The sequence below is a fragment of the Streptomyces sp. KPB2 genome, from assembly GCF_003950055.1.
Classification (GTDB): Bacteria; Actinomycetota; Actinomycetes; order Streptomycetales; family Streptomycetaceae; genus Streptomyces; species Streptomyces salinarius.
In genome coordinates this window covers 86221-108582 of the sequence record NZ_CP034353.1, presented here as the reverse complement: position 1 = coordinate 108582, position 22362 = coordinate 86221, and the positions used below count along the sequence as shown (strand labels likewise).

The window sequence follows — 22362 nt, the reverse complement described above, 5'->3', positions numbered from 1 at the left end:
CTGTGGCTCGGCTGTTCATCGGTTCGACAGGTCGAACGCTGTTCGTGAAATCGTCGAGACCATAGTTCCGGTGTTGCCGGCCCGTCAACGCACCCGACGACTTCGGCGGGATGGTGCCCCGTGGACGGCACCGTCGTCCCTCACTCGATGCGGACACTCGCGCCGGGGGCGAGCCGACGGTAGCGGGCCGGGACCCCGGGCCCCCGTTCGCCGAGGAACCCCTCGACCATCGTGGTGCCGACGTCGTTGAGGGCACCGTCGTGCACGGCGTAGGCGGTGCGGGGAGCGACCTCGCGGACGTAGTCGATCAGATCGCCGACCGTGGACCAGGGCGCGTGCACGGGCAGCAGCAGCGTGCCGACCGGTGTGGCGGGCACGGTCAGGGCGTCGCCGGGGTGGAACAGCGACCGGTCGACCAGGAAGCCGATGTTGGGGATGCGCGGGACGTCCGGATGGATGACGGCGTGCCAGGTTCCGTGCACCTGGACATCGAAGCCCGCGACGCCGAAGGCGTCCCCGTCCCCCGTGGTGACGACCCGGTCGCCGAGGCCGTCCAGACGCCGCGCGACACGGGAGTTGGTCCAGATGCGCAGACCCGGCCGCGCCGCGGCGGCCCGGCGCAGCGCCTCCTCGGAGAAGTGGTCGAAGTGTTCGTGCGTCACGAGCACCGCGTCGGCGCCGTCCAGCGCCGGGGGATCGGTCAGACCGCCCGGGTCGATGACCAGGCGGCGCCCCTCCTTCTCGAGCCGTACACACGCGTGGCCGAACTTGGTGAGTTCCATGACCGTCATGCCCTTTCCATGCCATCGACATCATTGGTGCGACGAGGTATACAACCTAACAGTACAACTCAACTGTACAACTCGCTTGAGTGAATGTGGTTAGGATGACCCCATGGACGAAGACGCGCTGGCCGAGGAGTTGCGGCGGTCGATCGGTGAGCTGGTCCGGGCCGTGCGAGCCGCGGACACCATGCCCCCGGGCGAGGCCGCCATCCTCGGCTTCCTCGACCGCGAGGGCCCCCTGACCACGGCCGACCTCGCCCGACTGCGCGGTGTCACACACCAGTCGGCGGCCAAGTCGGTCAAGGACCTCTCCGCCGACGGCCTCGTCCGCGGAGAGCGGCACCCCGACGACGGCCGCAAACTCCTGCTGCGGCTCACCGACGCCGGCCGCTCCCGCCTCCGGCGGGAACGCGACTTCCGTGCCGGCGCCCTGGGCACCGCCATCCGCGAGACCTTCGACCCCGACGAGAGACGGCGGTTGAGCGAGTCGGTCGCCCTCCTGTCCCGCCTGACGGCCCACCTCACCGCACTCGGCGGCGATGCCCGCCCCACGGCAGGGGCCCGCCAGGAGCGGCACACCCGGGAGAACCCGAGCGGCACCGGGACCTGAGCCCGTCCCTGAATCTCCCTCGGGGCGAGCCGGACCGGCGCCGCGGGCCGGCGAGGCGCTGTGACTACTGTGAGCGCCATGAGCGAAGACTCGAAGCGTTCCGTCGTCGTCGAACGCACCAGCAGCGGCCAGTTCGTGGCAACCAACGCCCGCGGCGGAACCATCAGTTTCGGTACGGCGCCGGAGAACGGCCAGGAGACCGGGTTCACCCCCGTCGAGTTGTTCCTGGCGGCGATCGGCGGCTGCACGGCTGTGGACGTCGACATCGCCACCGGCCGCCACGCGGAGCCCACCCGGTTCGACGTGACGGTCACGGGAGACAAGGTCAGTGACGACCTGGGCAACCGCATGACGAACCTCCAGGTCACGTTCGCCGTGACCTTCCCGGACGGCGAGGGAGCGGAGCGCGCGCGAGCCATCCTGCCCCGCGCGGTCAGGACCTCCCACGACCGTCTGTGCACCGTGAGCAGGACCGTCGAGGTCGGCACACCGGTGACCACGACGGTCGCCGACGCCTGACCCCCGGCGGCCCGGGAGACCGGACACGGCGAGGTACCGGCTGCGTGGGGCAGTGGGGCCCGTCCGGGTGCGGCCGCACTCCGAACAGACGCGGTCGGATGGTGGCTCCGTCGGCCCGGAGGTGCACTGGGCCCGTGGGCCCCGACAGGCGGGCCGCGTGCTGCCCGTGGGGTGGCCGACCGACAAGGAGACCTCATGAGACGGCTCAGGGCAGCCACCGCACTGGCCTGCGGTGTGCTGGTCGCCGCCGCGGCGACCGGATGCGCGGGCGACGGCGGCGACAGCGGCGCCGCCGGTACGCAGACCGCCAACGCGGCGGACAGTCTCGACACCGACGTGGTCCCGGCGGCGACCTCGTCGGCGGCCCCCGCCGTCGACGTCAAGGACGGCACCTACGGCAAGATGCTGGTCGACGAGAAGGGCCGGACGCTCTACCTCTTCGAGAAGGACACGAAGAACAAGTCGAAGTGCGACGACGACTGCGCCAAGGCGTGGCCGCCGTTCACCGTCAAGAAGACACCGACCCCGGGCCACGGGGTGAAGAAGGATCTGCTGAAGACCACGAAGCGGGACGACGGGTCCGAGCAGGTGACGTACAACGGGCACCCGCTGTACCGGTTCGCCGACGACCAGAAGGCGGGCGACATCAACGGGCAGGACGTCGACGCCTTCGGCGCCAAGTGGTTCGTCGTCGACCCGGACGGCAAGAAGATCACCACCAAGCCGAACACCAGCGACGGCGGCTACTGACCTTCGGCCGTCCGGCCCCACCAGCGCTCGGAGATGCCATGCCGTTCCGGTTCCCTTCAGGCACCGTGCGCCTCGGCGCCGTCACCGCCTGCGCACTCGCTCTGACCACCCTTCTCGGGTGTTCGAACGGCGGAGGCGGTGGCGGCGACACCGCGACCGAGTCCGCCACCGGCCCGTCCACGGGTGGTGGCACCCGGATCACCATCCAGGACTTCAAGTTCCAGCCGGCCTCCCTGACCGTTTCCGCCGGCGCCAAGGTCACCGTCGTCAACAAGGACACGACCACGCACACCGTGACGGCGTCCAAGGGCGGCTCCTTCGACACCGGAGACATCGCTCCCGGCAAGAGCGCCACCTTCACGGCTCCGTCCAAGCCGGGCGACTTCCCTTACACGTGCACGATCCACCCGTTCATGAAGGGCACGCTCACCGTCGAGTGAGCCCCGGCCGCCGGTAGGTCCGCGGCGCGAAGGGAGACCCGCCATGTCCTCACAGCCCACCGCTCCACCCGCCCGCGGACGGGGTGCCGGTCACCTCGTGCGGGGCGCCGCGCGGGTGCTCGCCGCGGCCGGACTCGCCGTGGACGCATACGTGCACGCGCACCTCGCCGACCGGTACGACGCCGTCTCCGCGAGCATCGGCCAGGGCACCCTCTTCCGCGTCGAGGCCGCCCTCGCGGCACTGGCGGCACTGCTCGTCCTTGTCTGGCGCCGCCTGCCGGGAGACCTCTTCGCGGCGTTGGTGGCGGCCGGCGGGCTCGCCCTCCTCCTGGTGTACCGCTACGTGGACGTCGGTGAGCTGGGACCGTTCCCCGACATGTACGAACCCGTCTGGTACGGCGAGAAGGACGTCACGGTGCTGGCCCAGGCGGTCGCCGTCCTTGCCACGCTGTACCTCCTCCTCGTCCGCCCCCGGGGCAGCCGCGCGCTGTGATGCCGGCATGACGTCCGAACGGCCGATGTACCGCGTCAAGCGGCTGCTCCTCGGCAGACCGCTCACCACGGAGCGGGTCAGCGAGGAGAAACTGGGCAACCCCACGGCGCTCGGCGTACTCGCCTCCGACTGCATCAGTTCGTCGGCCTACGGCTCCGAGGAGATGCTCCGGGTCCTCGTGCCGGTGGTCGGAGCAGCGGCCTTCACGATGGTCGTGCCGGTGACGGGCGCGATCCTGCTGGTGCTGCTGCTTCTGACGCTCTGTTACAGCGACGTCGTGACGATCTACACCCGGGCCGGCGGGTCCTACGTGGTGGCGCGGGAGAACTTCGGGCCGAACGTCGCCCAGGTCGCCGCCGTGGCCCTGCTCGTCGACTACGTCGTCACGGTCGCCGTCCAGGTGTCGGCCGGCACGAACGCGCTCATCTCGCTCGCCCATCTGGTCGGCCACGGCTGGACGGGGCTGGACCATCTCCAGTTGCCGGTGTCGGTGGTGGTGATCGTGCTGCTGGGCTACGGCAATCTGCGCGGGGTGCGCGAAGCGGGCCGGATGTTCGCGCTGCCCGCCTATCTCTTCATCGCCGCGATGGGTCTGGTCTTCGTCGTCGCGGCGGTGCGGGGCCTGACGGGCGATCTGCCGCACGCCGACCTCGACGCTCCAGGCGTCGTGCCGCTCGGAACCCCGGGCGACGGCTGGCTCCAGGGCGCGTCGTTGTTCATCGTGCTGCGGTCCTTCGCCAACGGCGGTTCGTCGCTCACCGGGCTCGAAGCCATCTCGAACGGCATCTCCGCCTTTCGCGAACCGCAGGGCCGCAACGCCCGGCGGACCCTCGTCATCATGAGCTGTGTGCTCGCCGTCCTGGTCCTGGGCGTCTCCACCCTCGCGCACGTCACGCACGCCGTCCCGTACACCGACGGGACCCCCACCGTCATCGCGCAGGAGGCGAGGCTCGCCTTCGGCGACGCGACGGTGGGGACGATCGGACTGGTCTTCGTCCAGCTGGCGACCGCGCTGGTCCTCTACACGGGTGCCAACACCCCCTTCACCGGGTTTCCGTTCCTGGCGAGCTTCGTCGCACAGGACCGGTTCCTGCCGCGACCGCTCACCCGGCGCGGACACCGGCTGGCCTTCTCCAACGGCATCGTCACGCTCTCCGCCCTCTCCCTAGCCCTGCTGCTCGTCACGGGCGCCAACGTGGACGAGCTGGTGGCCCTCTACGCGATCGGCGTGTTCACCGCCTTCACCATGGCCGGGAGCGGCCTGACCGCCTACCACCTGCGCGGACGGGAGCCACGGCGCCGGATGAAGGTCACCGTCAACGCGCTCGCGGCGGTTGTCTCCGCCGCCGTCGTGCTGATCTTCGCGGTCACGAAGTTCACGGAAGGCGCCTGGCTGGTCGTCGTGGTCTTCCCGCTCGGGGTCTGGGCGCTGATCCGGATCAACCGCGAGTACCGGCGCGAGGCCGCCGCCCTGGAGCGGCTGCCCACCGGCGCGGACCGGCCCCGTACCCGCCGCCACCAAGTGTTCGTCCTCGTCGAGACGCTGGACCTGGCCACGCTGAAGGCGCTGCGCTACGCCCACGAGCTGCGGCCCGACGGCGTCCGTGCGGTGCACTTCGCCATCGACGAGGCGCACGCCCGCCGCCTGTCCGCCCGCTGGGCGTCGACCTCCGCGACGTCGGTCGAGCTGGAAGTGGTGGCCTGTCCCGACCGCCGGCTCCGTCACGCGATGCGGGAACTGGCCGTCCGCACCACCCAGGACGGGGACACGTCCCTGACGGTGCTCGTGCCCCGACGGATGTACGCCAACGCCCTCGGCAAACTCCTCCACCGGGAGACCGGCGAGAATATGTCGAGGACGCTGGAGCAACTGCCGCACATCGCGGTCACGATCCTGCCGTTCAACGCGTCGCGCGCCATGCGGGCCCTGGAGTCGCACCACCCGCCCGACATGGACTGAGACGAGCCCGCACGGACCACCTCGAAGGACCCCCGACGGAGCCCACCCCGGGCGCCTGCCCGAGCCGTTCAGCCCCGTGCGTCAGTCGTCGCCCGGCCGCCGCCACCGGCGTCCTCCGGGGCGGCCTCGGTGCCGGGGCGGAGGGGCGGCTCGTTCTTGGGCCCGCGCAGGGCGGTGTGGAGGAGGAGTGCGGTCATGACGGCGGCGCCGACCCACATGGCCTGTTGCCAGCCGTCCACGAAGGACTGCTGTGCGGCGTGGACCAACTCCGGCGCACGGCTGCCGGTCGTGGGTGCGACCTGGATCGCGTTGGCGATGCCTTCGCGGGCGGTGTCCGCGGTGTCCGCGGGGAGGCCGGCCAGCCTGTCGTCGACGGCGCCCCGGTAGCCGTTGGCCAGGAGTGCGCCCAGCATGGCGACACCGAGGGCGGTGCCGAACTCGCGGGTGACATCGTTGAGCGCGGAGGCGACGCCCTGGTCGGCCCGAGACAGGGAACCGGTGATGGCCTCGGTGGACGGGGTCATCGACAGACCCATGCCGGCGCCCATCGCGAGCATGCCGGCCAGGATGGACGGGTAACCGCCGTCGACGGATACGAACAGGGCCATCAGGACCAGGCCGAGGGTGGCAAGGGCGACGCCGACGGTCATGGTCGCGCGGACGCCGATCGCGGCAACCGCCTTGGGAGCAAGGCCGGAGGCCGCCATCATCGTGACGGCCATGGGCATCATCGCCACCGTGGACAGCAGCCCGGACCAGCCGAGGACGGCCTGGAAGAAGGGGAAGAGAACGACGGCGATGCCCGCCTGGACGCCGAACACGACGAGCAGGGTGACGGAGCCGCCGGTCAGGCCGCGCTCGCGGAACAGGCGTACGTCCAGCAGCGAGGCGTCACGGCGGCGCAGTTCCCAGGCCACGAAGGCGGTGGCGGCGGCCACGCCGACGGCCAGGCCGATCAGCGTGACGGGTGCGCCCCAGCCGCGTTCGGGGCCTTCCTGCAGGACGAAGATGAGACCGGTCACGGCGATGACGGAGACCAGTGCGCCGACGATGTCGAAGGAATGGCCGGAGCGTTCGCGGGAGTCGGGCACGCACTTCAGCGTCATCACCAGCGCGACGACGACCAGGACCACGGGCAGCAGGAACAGCCGGCGCCAGTCGGCGACATCGACCAGCAGGGCGGAGAGGAACATGCCCAGGATGCCGCCGCCTCCGGCGACGCCGGTCCACACACCGATCGCCCTGCCCCGCTCCTTCTCGGGAAAGGTGGAGGTGATGACGGCCAGTGTGATCGGCATGATCATCGCGGCGCCGACCCCGGCTGCCGCCCGGGCGCCGATCATCACCGCGGCCGACGGGGCGAGTCCCGCGACGACGCCGGCGGCGCCGAAGACGACGAGTCCGGTGATCAGCATGGGCTTGCGGCCCAGACGGTCGCCGACGGCGCCGAGCGGCAGCAGCAGCGCGGCCAGGACCAGGGTGTACACGTTGATGATCCACAGAACGGTGTTCTGGGAGGCACCGAACTCGACGGCCAGATGGGTCTGGGCGACGTTCAGCCCGGACACCGAGGCGATGACCGCCATCAAAGCGATCGAGACGGTGATCAGGATCGCGCGCAGCTGACGCGCATCCGGCGCACCCGCACCGCCTACCGGTGTGCGGGGCGCCAAGGGAGGCTGGTTGGTCCTCATGTCTTCCTTCCGAAGCGGGCGCGCGGGACCGGCGCCGGAACAGGGCCGGTCGTCGGGGGCGCGGGGGAGGGCTTGCCGGTCGGCCGTAGACCTTCGGGCCGCCTGCCCGCGACGTTAGGCGCGCGCTGCACCAGAGGCATAACATGTTGCCCATGACGCAAGAAGATGGGGAGCTGGACAGCCTCGTACGCAAACGGATCCGTGCCTTGCGCGTCGCGCAGGGATGGTCGCTGGACGAGTTGGCCACGCGCGCCAACCTCAGCCAGTCCTCACTGAGCCGTATCGAGAACGGTCGGCGCCGTCTCGCCCTCGATCAGTTGGTCACCCTCGCCCGCGCACTGGACACCACCTTGGACCAGCTCGTCGAGAACGCCGCCGAAGACGTCGTCTTCAGCCCGATGATCGACGCGGCGCACGGTCTGATGCGCTGGCCCGTGAAGGGCGACCCGGGCATGACCGTGATGCGTCAGCGGATGACCGACCCGCCGCCCGACAATCCGGCCCGGATGCGCGCCCACCCCGGCCGGGAATGGCTGGTGGTCCTGTCCGGCACCGCCGTCCTCGTGCTCGGCCACCGCCGCTTCCGCGTCGAGACCAACCAGGCCGCCGAGTTCCCCACGATGATGCCCCACGCCATCGGCGCCGAGGGCGGACCGTGCGAGATCATGGGCATTTTCGACCGCGACGCCCGCCGCGGCCACCAGACCGACACCGGCGCCGACGGCTCGAAGCCGGTTGGCGGCTGACGGCGCCCGTAACGTGGAAGCATGAAAGACACTGCGCGAAGCACGTCGCTGGTCATCCACCTGGGCCGGGAGGAACTCGTCATCGGGCGGCGCTACGAAGCCGCCAGTATCGCCAACGACGTCCTGATCGCCCTGTGGTTCATCGCGGGGAGCGTCATGTTCTTCTCCGAGCAGTGGACCACAACGGGAACCTGGTGCTTCCTCATCGGCAGCATCGAGCTCCTCATCCGCCCCGCCATTCGCCTCACCCGCCACCTGCACCTGCAACGCGTCCACGCCCACACCCCGGGACCCGATTCCCCCGCGGTTCCCCCCGACGGCTCCCAGGACTACTGAACGTACTGGCAACACCGGCGACACGGCCCCGCAGGTCACCTCGGAGCCGGCCCCGCCCTATCCGCACCAGAGCCAGCAGCCCCCGGGCCGAACATCCTGGTGAACAACGCTGCCCACCTGAACAGCCAGTTGGACCTGTCGCAGCTGTCGTACGAGGACTGGGACCGGTCCTTCAAGGTCAATGTGTATGCGTACTACCACCTGGTTCAGGCCGCGCGTCCTCACCTCGAAGCGGGTGACGCGATCATTGCCACGGCTTCGGAAGAGGCCCTCAAGGGCAGCGACACCATGATCGACTATGCGGCGGCCAAGGCCGCCCTGGTCAATTTCACGAAATCGATCGCCGCGCGCCTGGCCAAGGACGGCATCCGGGCGAACGTGGTCGCACCCGGTCCGACCTGGACAGTACTCAACGTGGCCGACCCGAACATGCCGCAGGAGGGCCTCGCGCACCTCGGCAGCGAAGGCCCCGCCGGCCGGGTCGCCCAGCCCGAGGAGATCGCCCCGGTGTACGTATACCTCGCCTCCGACGCCGACTCCAGCTACACCATCGGCGAGATCGTCGCCGTCACGGGCGGACTGACCTCCACTCGCTGACAGTCGGGCCCACCTGCGGGTTCACGGGGGTGGTGCGAAGGCACCGGGCGTTCCACGAGGGAACCGCGGCGGAACCCAGGACCCCAACCGCGGCTGTCCGGGCGGGCATCGACCGGCGAGCCGTCAGTCCCGCTCGTCATCCCCGCCCGAGCCGCCGTGCGACGTCCTCGAGGAAGTCGTCCAGCGCCGCCACGTGCGTCCGGCCCCGGGGCCGGGCCAGCCCCACTCGGCTCGGAGAGACCCCGTGGACCGGACGGAACACCACACCGGGGTGGGTGTAGAAGCGGGCCACCGACGCCGGGGCGAGGGCCACGCAGCCGCCCGCCACCGCTCCGAGCCACTCGTCGGGCCGCCTGGTGACGGCACCGACCCGCACGGGATGCCCGTCCCGTTCATCCACCGCCAGCCAGTGTTCCCTCCAGGGCCCCGTCTCGGGTCCGGCCGCGGCGAACGTCTCCTCCCACAACTCCCGGAACTCCACCGTCCCGCTGTTCGCCAGCGGATGCCGAGCGGGTAGCAGCACCCCGCGCTCCTCGACGAACAACTCCACCACTCCGAAACGCTCCTGGCCGGGAAACGGCAAACGCACCACGGCCGCATCCACCTCACCCCGGGCCAGGCCGGCGCTCGGCTCGGACCAGTCGAACTGCCGCAGCTCCACCCGCCACTCCGGCCGCGTGTGCCGGAATTCGGCCACGATCTCGGGGACGGCTTCCACCGCGCCCGCGTCCAGGAAACCCAGGCGCAGCACCCGCGCCGCCCGCCCGGCCGCCCGCACCGCCTCGTCCCAGTCGTCCAGCAGCGCGGGCACCCGAGAGGCGAGCTCACGACCAGCCTCGGTCAGCGTCATCCCCGCCCGCGAACGCACGAAGAGCCGTACCCCGAGATCGTCCTCCAGGTGCCGGACCTGCTTGCTCAACGCGGGCTGCGAGACGAACAGCTTCCGCGCCGCTCCGGTCAGGGTGCCCTCTTCCGCCACTGCGGCGAAGTAGCGGAGCAGGCGCGTGTCCACATCCATGCCACCAGGTTATAGAAGCAGGTATTGGACGGTGCCAGGACGCCCGAGGACCCTGAAGACATGATGGACAACCCACTTCCACTCCTCGTCGTCACACTCCTGACCGCCGCCCTCAACATCGGTATCGCCGCCGCCGACCTCGCGGGGGCGCGCTTCGTACTGGCCAACTCGGCGGAGGTGGGCGTCCCCCGTTCCTGGCTGCCCCGGCTGGCCGCCCTCAAGCTGGCCGGGGCCGCGGGCCTCCTTCTCGGCCTCCTCGACACCGGGCTGCGCCCTCTCGGCGTCGCCGCGGCCTGCGGCCTCGTCCTGTTCTACCTCGGTGCGCTCGCCTTCCATGTGCGCGCCCGCGTGCTGCGCAACCTCGCGTTTCCCGGCCTCTTCCTCGCCACCGCCCTCGCCTCGCTGCTGCACCAGATGGCAATGCCCTGATAAGTGATAAAACGGGTGAATGCGCAAGGGGATGAGTGGCGTATCAGCGGTGCGGCGCAAACCATGGCCGCAGAGCGTCGCGGCGCAAGTCTTCGTACTGCAGTTGCTGGTCATGCTGCTCCTGGCCGTACTCAGTGACGTCACCCTGGTGTACGAGACGCGGAGCCAGACGGTGCGTGGGGCACGGCACCAAGCCCTCGCGGTGGCTGCGGGCTTCGCCAGTTCCCCCGGTGTCGCGGCAGCCTTGAAGGGTCCGAACCCGACCGCTGCGCTGCAGCCGCGCGCCGAAGAGGCCCGGCAGACCTCGGGCGTGGATTTCGTCGCCGTCCTGAATCGCGACGGTGTCCGCTACACCGACGTCCGCCCCGATCTGATCGGCAAGCGGGCGACCGGAGACTTCGGTCGAGCGCTGGACGGCGAGTCCTACACCGAACTGTTCAGGGGAGCGCCGACGGATGCCGTCCGCGCGGTCGTACCGGTCACCGACGCGGACGGAACGGTGACGGGACTCGTGACGGCCGGCCTGGAGATCAGCACGGTGAGCGGCACCTTCAACCGGCAGCTTCCCCTGCTGGCAGCCGGTGCCGCAGGGTCACTGGCGTTGGCCACGGGCGCGGCGTGGCTGGTCAGCCGACGGTTGCGCCGGCAGACACACGGGCTGGGACCGACCGAGGTGACGCGCATGTACGAACACCACGACGCGGTGCTGCACGCGGCGCGCGAAGGAGTCCTGGTGATCGGGGCGGACGGCCGGTTGTCGCTGGTCAACGACGAGGCACGAAGGCTGTTGCAGCTGCCGGCGGATGCCGAGCACCGGCCGCTGCGAGACCTCGGCCTGCCCGACTCGATGGTGCGGCTCCTGGCGTCCGACCGAAGCGTGGACGACGCCGTTCAGCCGGTGGGCGGACGCCTGCTCGCCGTCAACGTGCGACGGACCAGCCGTGGCGGACACGGCCCGGCCGGGGGCGTCGCGACTCTGCGGGACACCACGGAGCTCCGTGCCCTCGCCGGGCGAGCGGAAGTCGCGCACGAACGCCTGGAGCTGCTGTACCGGGCCAGCGCGGAGATCGGCAGCACCCTGGACGTGGCGCGTACCGCCGAGGAACTCGCGGACCTCGTCGTCCCGCAGTTCGCCGACGTCGTCACCGTCGACCTCTTCGATGTCGTACTGCGCGGCGAGGAACCCGTGCCGGGCGTGGCGTCGTCGGTGCGCCGCGTGGCGGTACGCGGAGCGGTCGAAGCCTGGCCCTTCCACGAGGCGGGCAGCAGTCTGGAGTACGGGCCCGTCGCGGAGCAGCGTCGGACGATGGACGGTGAGGACGCCGTCCTGGTGTCCGATCTGGCGCAGTCGCAGGACTGGCGCGTACCGGATCCGGACGGCGCGCAGGAGGTTCTCCGGCTGGGGTTCCACTCGCTCCTCGCGGTGCCGCTGCGGGCCCGGGGGGTGGTGCTGGGACTCGTCATGTTCTGGCGCGGCAGCCAGCCTCCGTTCCAGCCGGACGACGTCTCGCCCGCGGAGGAACTGTCGGCCCGCGCGGCGGTCTGCATCGACAACGCGCGCCGCTACACACGGGAGCACGCCACCGCGGTCTCCCTCCAGCGCAGCCTGCTGCCGCGAGACCTGCCCCGACAGGATGCCGTCGAAGCGGCCCACCGCTATCTGCCGGCCCAATCAGGCGTGGGCGGCGACTGGTTCGACGTCATCCCCCTCTCGGGCGCCCGAGTCGCCCTGGTGGTGGGCGACGTGGTCGGACACGGACTGCAGGCCGCCGCCACCATGGGCAGACTGAGAACCGCGGTCCTGACCTTCTCGGCGCTCGATCTGACTCCGGAAGACCTCCTCTTCTCCCTGGATCAACTCGTCACGCGTGTGGACGCCGCCTACCAGGCGGGCGGCGAAGGCCACACCATCACAGGCGCGACCCTGGTGTACGCGGTCTACGACCCGACCAGCGGCCGGTGTGCTGTCGCCCGTGCCGGACACCCACCGCCGGCGCTGGTCCTGCCCGACGGCTCGGTCGAGTTCGTGGACGCGCCGGCCAATCTGCCCCTGGGCCTGGGAAGCGTTCCGTTCCAGACCACCGACATCGCCGTCCCGCAGGGAAGCCGCCTCGTTCTCTACACCGACGGGCTGGTGGAGAGCCGGGGCAGGACCATCGACACCGGAATGGAGCTGCTGCGGTCGGTACTCACCGACACGGTGCCGGACCCCGAGAGCACCTGCCGTACCGTCGTCGAGGCCATGGCCCCCACCGGATCGCACGACGACGTCGCCCTGCTCGTCACCCGCACCCGCGGTTTCCCGGCCGAGCACATCGCGCAGTGGGACGTTCCCGCCGACTTCGAAGCGGTCGGTGCTGTCCGCACCCAGTGCATGCGGCAGCTGGAGAGCTGGGCCCTCGACACGGGCTTCACCACAGAGCTCATCCTCAGTGAACTGATCACCAACGCCGTTCGGTACGGCACACCGCCGATCACCGTCCGGCTGCTTCGGCACCACGTCCTGATCTGCGAGGTGTACGACGCGAGCAGCACCGCACCGCGCGTCGTCCAGGCGGCCGAGTTCGACGAGGGCGGACGCGGCTTGTTCCTCGTGGCCCAGCTCGCCGATCGGTGGGGCGTGCGCTACACCGGAGAAGGCAAGGTCATCTGGGCCGAACAGTCACTCACTCAGGACCTCGGCACGGCCCCCTGACCGCCGACCTCGCCGACCCGCGGTCGACCGCCGGGACGCGTGCGGCAGTCAGCCGACGCGCGGTGTGACCAGCGGCTATCAAGAGTTTTTGTGGGGCGACACGCAGGTCGTGTTGGCCTGCGTCCGGCATGCCTGCCTAGCCTCGTGAGTGGAAGTGATCAACCCGGTCACCGATGGTGACATGAGGAGGTTCTGGACATGGCCGAGCACACGCTGAAGGACAAGGTCGCGGTCATCGGCGGCGGCGAGAAGAATCTGGGCGGACTGCTCAGCAGGTCGTTCGCCGAGGCCGGGGCCAAGGTCGTGGTGCACTACCACACGTCGCAGAAGGAGGCTGAGGAGACCGTCCGGGCCATCCAGGACGCCGGTGGCCAGGCGGTCTCCGTGCAGGGGGACCTGACGGACGTGGCGAGTACACGGCGGCTGTTCGACACCGCGGTGGACACCTACGGCGGCGTCGACGTCGCGGTGAACACGACCGGAATGGTGCTGCGGAAGCCCATCCTGGAGACCACCGAGGAAGAGTACGACCGCATGTTCGGCATCAACGCCAAGGCGGCGTACTTCTTCATCCAGGAGGCGGGGCGCCGCCTCGAGGACCACGGCAAGATCATCAGCCTCGGCACGTCCCTGCTGGCCGCCTTCACCGATGGGTACTCCACCTACGCCGGTGGCAAGGCGCCGCTGGAGCACTTCACCCGCGCGGCGGCCAAGGAGTTCGCCGACCGGTCGATCTCGGTGAACGTGGTGGCGCCGGGGCCGATGGACACGCCGTTCTTCTACCCGCAGGAGACGCCGGAACGGGTGGAATTCCACAAGTCGCAGGCCATGGGCAACCAGCTCACCCACATCGAGGACATCGTCCCCCTCATCAAGTTCCTGGCCACCGAGGGCTCGTGGATCACCGGGCAGACGCTGTTCGCCAACGGCGGCTACACCACCCGATGAGCATGGCCGCCGAACCGCCTGGCCCTGTGAGGTCCGACGACGTCGTCGCGGTCCGGCACCTGCGAGCGTGGGCGAAGAGGACGAAGCGGGCGAAGAGTGAGCGGCGGGGCGACGTGCTGCGTCGGCGTCGCAGGAGGGTGACCTGACCCCATGGGCCTGGACCTGCACAAGCTGGACCACCTGATCGCGGTGGCCGAGGAGCACAGCATCACCCGCGCCGCCGCTCGTCTGCACCTGTCCCAGCAGGCGCTGTCCACCTCCATCCGCGTCCTCGAACGCGAAGTGGGCGTTCCCCTGCTGGAGCGCACCGCCACCGGTGTGGTGCTGCTGCCCGCCGGCACCGCCCTGGTCGAGGACGCCCGCGTCCTGCGGGGCACGGCACGCTCCGCGCTCCAGCGGGCCCGCCGCATCGGCCGCGGCGAGAAGGAAGTGCTGCGCCTTGGGCACACCCCGGCCGTCACCGGAGAGGAGATCATCGCGCTGCTGCGGCAGGTGGGGGCCGTACACCCGCGCCTGGCCACCGACGTCAACCAGCGCTACCCGGGCGAACTGACCGAAGCCCTGCTGGCCGGAGACCTAGACATCGGGCTGTGCCGGGCCATGGTCCCTCCCCACGGACTGACCCGAACCACCCTGGGGGAGCACCCTCTCAACATCGCGGTCGCCGCCGACCACCCCCTCGCCGACCGCACGTCCGTGGCCCTGTCGGACCTCGCCGACCAGCGCTTCATCGTCTGGGGGCAACCCGGCCGGTCCGGTTACACCGACCTGCTCATCACCCACTGCCGCGCAGCCGGCTTCGAACCCCGTACCGAACGCACCGCCCTCCAGGGCACCCCACCCGCCACCGCCGTCATCGGCACCGACCGCGTCGCCTTCGTCACCACAGCCCCGGGCCCCGCCGCCGGCGGCGCCGCCCGCATCCTCGCCCTCACCCCGCCCCTCTACGCACCCCTTCACGCCCTGTACTCGCCAAGGACCACCAGCCCCGCCAGAGACGCATTCCTCACCGCCGCCGCCCTGTGACCACAGACCGACTCCCTCGGCAGTCCGGGGAGTTGGTCCCCAACGTCAGGCCACCGAGCGCAGCCGGTCCAGTTCGCTGCCGATCGCTTCCCGCAGCACGTCATGCTGCGAACCGAGCCTGAACCGTTCGTCACTCCACCGCTCACGCGGATGGAGCCATACCGGCCTGCCCACCACATCGGCCGGTTCCCACTCGAACCGCGGCCAGACGTGCGCGTGCAAGAACGAGTCCGTGTTCCCCAGGATCTCCAGGTTGACCCGCCGGAAGGCCGGGTCCAGCCGACGGCAGACGTGCTCGACGGCTTCACCGAGCTGATCCATGTCGGACAGGAACGACAGCCGCTTCCCCCTCGGAAGGTCCGACAGCCGTTGCACATCCGGCTCGTCCACGAGCAGAACCGAGTAGCCCGGCAGGAACTGAACATCCCCGATCACCGCGAAACCCGACGTCAACCGACGCAGCACGGTCGGGTTCTCGCCCTTCAGCGCAGCCCTGATCCGGTCGTTCCGCCAGTCACCAGTCATGGCCACAACCTACGCGAGGCGGTGGGTGAAACCCGTTCGACCCGATCACCTCCTTGGCGACATCCTTGGGGCATGGAGTTCCTCTGTTACCACCGCGACCGGCCCGGCTCCCTGACGCTGCGTCACGAGCTGTCGGAAGAGCACTGGTCCTACATGGAGCAGTACGCGAAGGAGATGATCGCCCGGGGCCCGACGTTCGCCGACGACGGCGACACACTCACCGGAAGCGTGCACATCCTCGACCTGCCAGATCCCGCGGCTGCCCGCGCGTTTGCCTTCGACGAGCCGAACTACCAGGCCGGCGCCTACCGGGACGTGCTGCTGCGACGGTGGCGCAACACGCTCGGACGGACCATGTGGGACTTCCCCGGCGGCAGGACCGGCGGCAACCGGTACCTGGTACTCGGCCTCGGCACGGGGCGGGCCGCCGACCTCGAAGTGCCGTCGGACCGGGACGAGCTGATCGCGTACGGGCCGCTGCTGTCCGACAACGGCGCCACCTGGCTGGGCACGGCGGCGTTGGTCCGGGCGCCGGACCCGGACACGGCACGCGCACTCCTGACCCCGGACCGGTACGCCGACATCGAGGTGCACAACTGGCAGTTCGGCGGGCGCCCGTCATAGGCGGGGACGTCCGCGAGGCAACCGCCGATTCCTCGCCCCCGCCTCCCGCCGCTTCTACCCGACTGGGACCAGGCCGCCGACATCGCCGTCGCCATCCTGCGCACGGAAGCCGGACGCAACCCCCACGACAAGGATCTCCACGACCTCGTCGGCGAGCTCTCCACCCGCAGCGACGACTTCCGCACCCGCTGGGGCGCCCACAACGTCCGCCACCACGGCACCGGCACCAATCGCTTCCGCCACCACACCGTCGGCGACCTCACCCTCGCCTACGAAGACCTGGACATGGCCGCCGAACCCGGCCTCACCCTCACCATCTACACCGCCGAACCGGGCTCACCCGCCGAAGAGGGCCTGCGCCTGCTCGCCTCATGGGCTGCCACACCCCAGCTCTTCACACCCCACTCCGGCGGCTGAACAGCCCCGCGCGCTGACGCCACGTCGGACGCGCGAGATGAGCCGCGTCCGGGGGCAGTCGGAATTCGGCGCGGCATGGTCCCGGCGCCCCGGGCAGCTTCGGCTCCGACACCTCGTATGCCGGCTCGTGCGGTCATCCTTCGGCGTGCTGCTCCGGCCGTTCCGGGGCGGGTTCGGCGGGGACGCCGGTATCGGTTCCGCGGCCGGGGGAGGTGCGGGTACCGGCCGCCGGGGCCGCGAGGACGGCCGTGGCGACGAACGCCAGGACCACGCCCATGGCCGGACGCAGTCCGTAGTGATCGCCCAGGAAGCCCAGAGTCGGCGGCCCCACCAGGAACGCGACGTAGCCGATCGTCGCCACGAGGCCGACCCGCGCGGTCTCGTCGGGTCCCGAGTCGCCCGCCGCCGACAGGGCCACCGGAAAGCCCAGGGAAGCGCCCAGTCCCCAGAAGAGGACGGCGGCCGCGGCCACGACGGCGTTGTCGGAGAAGATGACCAGGCACAGACCGATGGCTCCGGAGACCGCGCTGGCCCGCACGACGGTCGCCCGGCTGTGGCGACTGAGGAAGAAGCTGCCGCAGAACCGGCCCAGGGTCATCGCGGCGGCGAATCCCACGAAGACGAGCGAGCCCGCGGTGGCGCCGAGACCGTGGCCGTCGACCATGAGCAGGGGAAGCCAGTCGTTGGCGGCGCCCTCGGCGAGAGCCATGGCCAGGACGATGGCCCCGATCATCAGGAGCCGCCGGTCCTTCCACACCTGCGGGCCCGCGGGTCGAGTGGAGTCCGGGACGGGCGCCACGGCACGGACACCGGTCCCGGCCGGTACGGCACCGATGGCGTAACCGAAGAGCGCGGCCGTCACCGCGGCCACCGCCAGGAGGTGCCAGTGGGCGGGGAACGCCGCGGCGGTGGCCGCCATGCCGGCCAGGCCGCCGATGACGGTGCCCAGGCTGAAACACCCGTGCAGCGTGGGCAGAACCGCTGTGCCGGTGATCCGCTCCACGTCGGCACCGTCCACGTTGATCGCCACCTCGCCCGACCCGACCCCCACTCCGAACAAGCACAGCCCCGCGGTGACCAGGGGAGCGGAGGCGAGGGCGCTGCCCGCGCCCACGACGACCACGCTCGCGATGACGAACAGCGTGGCGAGCGCCGTCACGGGCCTGGTCCCGAACCGGGACACGAAACGGCCGGAACAGAGGATGCCGGCCATCGAACCGACGGACAGACCGAACAGCACCAGCCCCATCTGCCCCGTGGAGACGCCCAGACGGTCACGGACGTCCGGGGTGCGCGTGATCCATGAGGACATGGCGATGCCGTTGAGGAAGAAGAAGAGGTACAGCGCCCGGCGGCGTCGGCGTACAGCACGGTCTGTCAAGGAAGGGCCCCGCCGGTGTTGGAGACAATGAGGAACAGGCAGGCGACGATCCCACGCCACCCACCGAGTATGAACAAATGTACACATCGGGTCGGCGGCCGAGAAGACAAGGCGGACAACGGCGATGACAGGCAGCACTCGTGGCCCCAACGACCCCCGGCGCCGCGAACGCATCCTCGATGCCGCGCTCGACGTCATCGCGGAGCACGGCGCCATCAAGGTGACCTTCCGCAGGATCGCGGAGGCGGCAGACGTGCCCCTCGGGTCGCTCACCTACTACTTCGACGACATGCAGCACCTGTTGACCGACGCCTTCACCCGGCTCGCCGAGACCGTCTCCACCCGTTACGGCGCCCTTCTCGATGCCGCCCGAACCCGCCAGGAGGCCGAGGAAGCGGTCGTCGAGATCATCTGCGGCAAGGTCTGGGGGACGGACCGCAACCTCCTGCTCAGCTACGAGCTCTATGCCTTCGCCACCCGCAATCCGGAGGTGCGCGCCGTCATGCGCTCGTGGATGCGGGCCAGCCGGGACTCCCTGGCCGGACACTTCGACCCGCTCACCGCACGGGCCCTGGACGCGCTGGTCGAGGGATTCTCCATCCACAACTCCGTCGACCCCAGGCCCACCGATCGCGAGGAGGTCGCCGCCGTCGTCCGTGCCGTCGTCGACAGGCACCACTGAACAGGAGGGGCGTGGGTGCGGACCGGTCAGCGGGTGAGGGAGACGGCGAAGGGGGCAGGGCCGCTGCGGCGCAGGACGTGGGGGACCACGAGCACCATGGCCTCGGTGGCGCGGGCGGTGGTGATGCCGCCCAGGTCCTCGATCCAGGCGGGCTGCCAGCCGAGGTCGCCCAGGAGGCCCGCGACGGTCTTCTTCGCCCGCTCGTCGTCGCCGGAGAGGTAGGCGGTGGGCGGGCCGGCCAGGGAGCCGGGGTTGGTCATGACCGTGAACAGCATGGTGTTGAGGGTCTTGACGACAGAGGTTTCGGGCAGGGCTTCCTGGAGCTGTTCGGCGAGGCTGCCGCCCGGGTAGCACAGGTCGCCGGGGAGACCGTCGGCGTCGTCCTCGGTGGCGTTGGAGACGTCGATGAGGATCTTGCCGGCGAGTTCGGTGCGCAGGGCGGTCAGGCGGGCCAGGGAACTGCTACCCGGGGTGGCGTTGATCACGACGCCCGCGGTACGGGCGGCGGAGCGCTGATCGGCGTAGTGGATGCCGGTACCGTCCCTCGGTGGCGTGCCCGCGACGTCGCCGTTCTCGCGGCGCCCGAGGGTGACGTGGTGTCCCGCCGAGGCGAGGGCGCGGGCGAGGTGGGTGCCGACTCGGCCCGCACCGAGGATGCCGATGTTCGTCATGGAAGGTGCTCCTTGCGGTAGAGGGGGAGGCAGGTCGATGAGGGCGGTCAGACCGAAGCCAGGACGGCGAGGGCGGCGGTGTGGATGCCGGGGGCGGTAGCCAGGAAGTCACGGCTGCCCGCGTTCCAGGGCCCGCCCTCCATGTCGGTGACGGTGCCTCCGGCCTCGGCGACCAGCAGAGCGCCGGCGACGAGTCCGGAGCGGACGTCGGAGAACTGCCAGAAGGCGTCCGCGCGTCCGGCCGCGACGTGGATGAGCTGCAGCGTGGCCGGGACGGACACCCGCACGACCAGGCCGCTCATCAGCATGGCGGTGACCGAGTCGCCGATCCGGCGGAGGGTGCGCTCGTCCTCGCCGGGGCGGGCCTGTCCGGTGCCGACGAGCGCGGCGCCCAGCGCGGTCTTCGCGGACACCTTCAGGACCCGGCCGTTGAGGTGGGCGCCACCGCCGGCGGTGGCGGTGTAGGTGTCACCGGACAGCGGCAGGTGGACGACGGTGAGGACCGGCCGGTTGTCGCGCACCAGGGTGGCGGTGACGGCCCAGTCGTCCGTTCCGTGGACATGGTTGACATTGCCCTCGGCCGGGTCGACGACCCACCACTCCCCGGACGGGAGCGCCCCGCCGGCCAGTTCGTCCTCGGCCCACCGCGATCCCGGCCTGGCCCGCAGCAGCGGCTCGCGCAGCACCTCCAGCACCGCGTCGTCGTTGGCGTGGATCTCGGCGACGATCTCGTCCAGGCTCACGCCCCGGACGTGGGGGGTGTGGCGCTCCCGCAGGGTGCGGCCCGCGGCCTGCACGGCGGCGGTCACCTCGGACAGGAGGGTGGTGCCCGCGGCGAAGGGCATGGCGATGCTCATGGGGAACTCCCTGGGTTCGGTGGAGCGGGCGGCTCGTCACCTGCCCGCACTGCGAAGGTAGGACCCGCGATCATTAACAACAAGTGCATGTTGGTCACTTATAGGATTACTGCCATGCAAGTAGACCTGAATCTGCTCACGGCCCTGGACGCGCTCCTGGAAGAGGGCAGCGTCACCGGTGCCGCGGAGCGTCTGCACCTCACCCCACCGGCGATGAGCCGCTCCCTGGGCCGCATCCGCAAAGCCACCGGCGACCAGATCCTGGTCCGCACCGGCCGCACCATGGTCCCCACCACCCGCGCCCTGGCCATGCACGCCCAGGTCCACGCCCTTGTCCAGCAGGCCCACCAACTGCTCTCCGAGCAGCAGGAACTCGACCTCGCGGCCCTCGACCGCACGTTCACTCTGCGCTGGCACGACGCGCTGACCGCCGCCTGCGGCACCGCCCTGCTCGCCGCCGTCCATCACCAGGCCCCCGGCGTCCGCCTGCGCCTGTCCGCCGAGCCCGGGACGGACGACGCCGAACTGCGCCGGGGCGAGGTCGACCTCGAATCGAGCTCCGAGGTCCCGGCACTTCCCGACATCCGCCATCGGCTCGTCGGCCGCGACCGGCTCGTCGTCGCCGTCCGGGAAGGCCACCCCCTCACCGAAGGCGTGCTGAGCGTCGAGCGCTACGCGGCCGCCGAACACCTCACCGTCTCCCGACGCGGAAGTCTGCGCGACCCGGTCGACGACGCCCTCGCCGACCGCGGCCTGGAGCGGTGCGTCGTCGCTGCCGGGCCCACCGCGTCCTTCGCACTGCAACTCGCCCACGACACCGACCTGGTCGTCACCCTTCCCGACGCGGTCACCCGCTCAGCCCGGGATCGGCTCGGCCTGGTCACCCTGCCGCTGCCGCTTCCGCTGCCCGAGGTGCCGCTCCACTTGCTGTGGCACCAGCGCTACGACAACGACCGCGCCCACGCCTGGCTGCGCGACCTGGCCACCACGACCGTCCGGGCACTGTTCACACCAGCCACGTAGGGCTTTGCGCCGCCTTGCCGTCGATCCGCGCCTTCAGGCCGAACGCCGCTCAAGCGGGGCGCAGAACATGGGGGGAGGAACTCCTCCAGGCGGTGCATGCGGTAGCGGACCGTGTTCTGGTGACAGTACAGAGCCCGTCCCGCCCCGGCTGCCGAACCGCTCAGCTCCAACCCGCCCGGGCAGTCGCGAGCAGCGTGGTGCGGTCGTCCTCGGGCAGGGACAGCACGCCTCCGAGCCTGGGCCGCGACCTGTGCGTAGCGCAGCGCCCGGCTGGTCTGGTCGAGCCGCTCGTACACGGGGCTGACGCCGACGCGACCGGTGGCGACGGCGCGCTGCGGCGGGCAGGAGAGGACGCCGGTCTCCGAACTCGGCTGCGCGCCCGCCAGGCGGACCTGACGCCCAGGGCGTGCAGGCGCGGATCCAGCCCCGGCAGTGAGGGCTCGCCGGCCGTGACGCCCTGTGCCGTTACGACGAGGAACGACCCTTGGAAGGGGAAGTCGAGCATGCGTGCGACTTCCCGGGCGGTGTCGCCGTCCGACGAGGGGCCGTCGATGAGCTCGGACACCAGTGCGGAGCGGCGCCGGTCCGTCTCCACCGTTCGTTCCGCGCAGGTCTGCCGGTAGGAGTCGGTGAGGGCCGAGCAGTACACGTCCGAGAGTTCCCAGATGTGCGATGCCGTGCCCAGGAGCGCGTCCGGCATACTCCCGCCTCTCCGGTGCGCCTCGCCCAGGAGATGTTCCCAGAAGATCCGGAAGCTGAGGCGGTAGGAGCGCAGTACGTCGGGCAGGGGCGCGTTCTGGAGAGCACGTCTGCGGCCGGTGGCGGCGGGGCCGTCCAACTCGACCGCGGCCTTCGCCGTGCTCTGCTTCGGAGCACTGCGCGCCGGAGCGGTCGTGGTGCCGCTGTTCCCCCAGCCCCGGAGGGAGGTAACGCGGCCAGGGGCGATGCCTTCGGCGCGGAGATCGTATGTGCCCGGCCCGATGCGGCGAGGACGCAGGACTCGGGCGCCGACGCGGGCGACACCATGTCCGTCCTGGCCGGTCCCGAGTTCCTCGAGCAGGTGGCGTTCTGGCCGCAGCGCCACGGAGTTGCCGACCGTACAGGTCACACCACGGCAGTCATGGCCCCTGGGCAGG

24 protein-coding genes and 2 pseudogenes are annotated in these 22362 nt (G+C 70.8%); 17 read left to right on the top strand and 9 right to left on the bottom strand.

Annotation, left to right across the window (positions count from 1 at the left end):
- Positions 1 to 140 precede the first annotated feature (140 nt).
- Complete coding sequence (locus tag D1J63_RS00485) at positions 141 to 782, bottom strand: MBL fold metallo-hydrolase (protein ID WP_164713136.1); 642 nt, start codon at positions 780 to 782, stop codon at positions 141 to 143.
- Positions 783 to 894: 112 nt separating this feature from the next.
- Between D1J63_RS00485 and D1J63_RS00480 the strand changes: the two are divergent.
- The 6 genes and pseudogenes from D1J63_RS00480 to D1J63_RS00455 form a co-directional block, all read left to right on the top strand.
- Positions 895 to 1311, top strand: a pseudogene (locus D1J63_RS00480) (MarR family transcriptional regulator); the annotation flags it as partial.
- Positions 1312 to 1473: 162 nt separating this feature from the next.
- Entirely contained in the window at positions 1474 to 1914 is a 441-nt protein-coding gene (locus tag D1J63_RS00475; protein ID WP_125627221.1) for an OsmC family protein, read from the top strand.
- A 195-nt stretch (positions 1915 to 2109) separates the two neighbouring features.
- On the top strand, positions 2110 to 2664 hold the full coding sequence (locus tag D1J63_RS00470) for a hypothetical protein (protein WP_125627220.1): 555 nt from the start codon (positions 2110 to 2112) through the stop codon (positions 2662 to 2664).
- A gap of 38 nt (positions 2665 to 2702) precedes the next feature.
- Positions 2703 to 3104, top strand: coding sequence for a cupredoxin family copper-binding protein (locus D1J63_RS00465; RefSeq protein WP_125627219.1), 402 nt, complete (start codon positions 2703 to 2705; stop codon positions 3102 to 3104).
- Positions 3105 to 3147: 43 nt separating this feature from the next.
- Positions 3148 to 3597: a hypothetical protein gene (locus D1J63_RS00460; RefSeq protein WP_125627218.1), complete on the top strand. Its 450-nt coding sequence runs from the start codon at positions 3148 to 3150 to the stop codon at positions 3595 to 3597.
- Positions 3598 to 3604: 7 nt separating this feature from the next.
- A complete protein-coding gene (locus tag D1J63_RS00455) occupies positions 3605 to 5557 on the top strand; it encodes an APC family permease (protein WP_164712664.1) in 1953 nt (650 codons plus the stop codon).
- Positions 5558 to 5625: 68 nt separating this feature from the next.
- Here the strand turns inward: D1J63_RS00455 and D1J63_RS00450 are convergent, their stop codons facing one another.
- Positions 5626 to 7251 carry an MFS transporter gene (locus tag D1J63_RS00450; RefSeq protein WP_125627217.1) on the bottom strand — a complete coding sequence of 542 codons (1626 nt, stop codon included), beginning with the start codon at positions 7249 to 7251 and terminating at the stop codon, positions 5626 to 5628.
- Between the two features lie 152 nt (positions 7252 to 7403).
- Between D1J63_RS00450 and D1J63_RS00445 the strand changes: the two genes are divergently transcribed.
- The 3 genes from D1J63_RS00445 (at position 7404) to D1J63_RS00435 (ending at position 8930) form a co-directional block, all read left to right on the top strand.
- Positions 7404 to 7997 (top strand): helix-turn-helix transcriptional regulator, encoded by a 594-nt coding sequence (locus tag D1J63_RS00445; protein ID WP_197923358.1) that lies wholly within the window; start codon positions 7404 to 7406, stop codon positions 7995 to 7997.
- 21 nt (positions 7998 to 8018) lie between these two features.
- Complete coding sequence (locus D1J63_RS00440) at positions 8019 to 8333, top strand: YrhK family protein (RefSeq protein WP_125627215.1); 315 nt, start codon at positions 8019 to 8021, stop codon at positions 8331 to 8333.
- A gap of 99 nt (positions 8334 to 8432) precedes the next feature.
- Positions 8433 to 8930 carry an SDR family oxidoreductase gene (locus tag D1J63_RS00435; protein WP_240798600.1) on the top strand — a complete coding sequence of 166 codons (498 nt, stop codon included), beginning with the start codon at positions 8433 to 8435 and terminating at the stop codon, positions 8928 to 8930.
- Positions 8931 to 9066: 136 nt separating this feature from the next.
- Here D1J63_RS00435 and D1J63_RS00430 read toward each other — a convergent pair whose 3' ends face one another.
- Positions 9067 to 9948, bottom strand: a complete 882-nt coding sequence (locus D1J63_RS00430) for a LysR family transcriptional regulator (protein ID WP_125627214.1) — start codon at positions 9946 to 9948, stop codon at positions 9067 to 9069.
- 60 nt (positions 9949 to 10008) lie between these two features.
- On the opposite strand from D1J63_RS00430, the gene D1J63_RS00425 reads away from it, so the two are divergent.
- The 4 genes from D1J63_RS00425 (at position 10009) to D1J63_RS00410 (ending at position 15046) form a co-directional block, all read left to right on the top strand.
- Complete coding sequence (locus D1J63_RS00425; protein WP_241235493.1) at positions 10009 to 10377, top strand: DoxX family protein; 369 nt, start codon at positions 10009 to 10011, stop codon at positions 10375 to 10377.
- 31 nt (positions 10378 to 10408) lie between these two features.
- Positions 10409 to 13072, top strand: a complete 2664-nt coding sequence (locus D1J63_RS00420) for a SpoIIE family protein phosphatase (RefSeq protein WP_125627213.1) — start codon at positions 10409 to 10411, stop codon at positions 13070 to 13072.
- Positions 13073 to 13270: 198 nt separating this feature from the next.
- Positions 13271 to 14020: an SDR family oxidoreductase gene (locus D1J63_RS00415; protein ID WP_125627212.1), complete on the top strand. Its 750-nt coding sequence runs from the start codon at positions 13271 to 13273 to the stop codon at positions 14018 to 14020.
- Between the two features lie 150 nt (positions 14021 to 14170).
- The gene (locus D1J63_RS00410; protein WP_125627211.1) at positions 14171 to 15046 is read left to right on the top strand and encodes a LysR substrate-binding domain-containing protein; all 876 of its coding nucleotides are present in this window, start codon (positions 14171 to 14173) and stop codon (positions 15044 to 15046) included.
- 45 nt (positions 15047 to 15091) lie between these two features.
- On the opposite strand, the gene D1J63_RS00405 is transcribed toward D1J63_RS00410, so the two are convergent.
- Entirely contained in the window at positions 15092 to 15571 is a 480-nt protein-coding gene (locus tag D1J63_RS00405) for a diadenosine tetraphosphate hydrolase (protein ID WP_125627210.1), read from the bottom strand.
- A 72-nt stretch (positions 15572 to 15643) separates the two neighbouring features.
- Between D1J63_RS00405 and D1J63_RS00400 the strand changes: the two genes are divergently transcribed.
- Both D1J63_RS00400 and D1J63_RS00395 read left to right on the top strand, forming a co-directional pair.
- On the top strand, positions 15644 to 16195 hold the full coding sequence (locus D1J63_RS00400; RefSeq protein WP_125627209.1) for a YciI family protein: 552 nt from the start codon (positions 15644 to 15646) through the stop codon (positions 16193 to 16195).
- A gap of 25 nt (positions 16196 to 16220) precedes the next feature.
- Positions 16221 to 16612: pseudogene (locus tag D1J63_RS00395) on the top strand (transcriptional regulator); the annotation flags it as partial.
- A 133-nt stretch (positions 16613 to 16745) separates the two neighbouring features.
- On the opposite strand, the gene D1J63_RS00390 reads toward D1J63_RS00395, so the two are convergent.
- Positions 16746 to 17993, bottom strand: a complete 1248-nt coding sequence (locus D1J63_RS00390; protein WP_125627208.1) for an MFS transporter — start codon at positions 17991 to 17993, stop codon at positions 16746 to 16748.
- A 124-nt stretch (positions 17994 to 18117) separates the two neighbouring features.
- Here D1J63_RS00390 and D1J63_RS00385 point away from each other — a divergent pair, with 124 nt between their 5' ends.
- A complete protein-coding gene (locus tag D1J63_RS00385; RefSeq protein WP_125627207.1) occupies positions 18118 to 18675 on the top strand; it encodes a TetR family transcriptional regulator in 558 nt (185 codons plus the stop codon).
- Positions 18676 to 18701: 26 nt separating this feature from the next.
- Here the strand turns inward: D1J63_RS00385 and D1J63_RS00380 are convergent, their stop codons facing one another.
- Positions 18702 to 19346 (bottom strand): NAD(P)-binding domain-containing protein, encoded by a 645-nt coding sequence (locus D1J63_RS00380; RefSeq protein ID WP_125627206.1) that lies wholly within the window; start codon positions 19344 to 19346, stop codon positions 18702 to 18704.
- A 47-nt stretch (positions 19347 to 19393) separates the two neighbouring features.
- Positions 19394 to 20203: an inositol monophosphatase family protein gene (locus tag D1J63_RS00375; protein ID WP_125627205.1), complete on the bottom strand. Its 810-nt coding sequence runs from the start codon at positions 20201 to 20203 to the stop codon at positions 19394 to 19396.
- Positions 20204 to 20317: 114 nt separating this feature from the next.
- Between D1J63_RS00375 and D1J63_RS00370 the strand changes: the two genes are divergently transcribed.
- On the top strand, positions 20318 to 21226 hold the full coding sequence (locus D1J63_RS00370; protein WP_125627204.1) for a LysR family transcriptional regulator: 909 nt from the start codon (positions 20318 to 20320) through the stop codon (positions 21224 to 21226).
- Here D1J63_RS00370 and D1J63_RS37010 read toward each other — a convergent pair.
- Positions 21145 to 21396 carry a helix-turn-helix domain-containing protein gene (locus D1J63_RS37010; protein WP_241235492.1) on the bottom strand — a complete coding sequence of 84 codons (252 nt, stop codon included), beginning with the start codon at positions 21394 to 21396 and terminating at the stop codon, positions 21145 to 21147. The two genes, D1J63_RS00370 and D1J63_RS37010, sit on opposite strands and share 82 nt — an antisense overlap.
- On the bottom strand, positions 21387 to 22310 hold the full coding sequence (locus D1J63_RS00365) for a hypothetical protein (protein ID WP_232249046.1): 924 nt from the start codon (positions 22308 to 22310) through the stop codon (positions 21387 to 21389). The genes D1J63_RS37010 and D1J63_RS00365 overlap by 10 nt, the downstream gene beginning before the upstream one ends.
- Positions 22311 to 22362 lie beyond the last annotated feature (52 nt).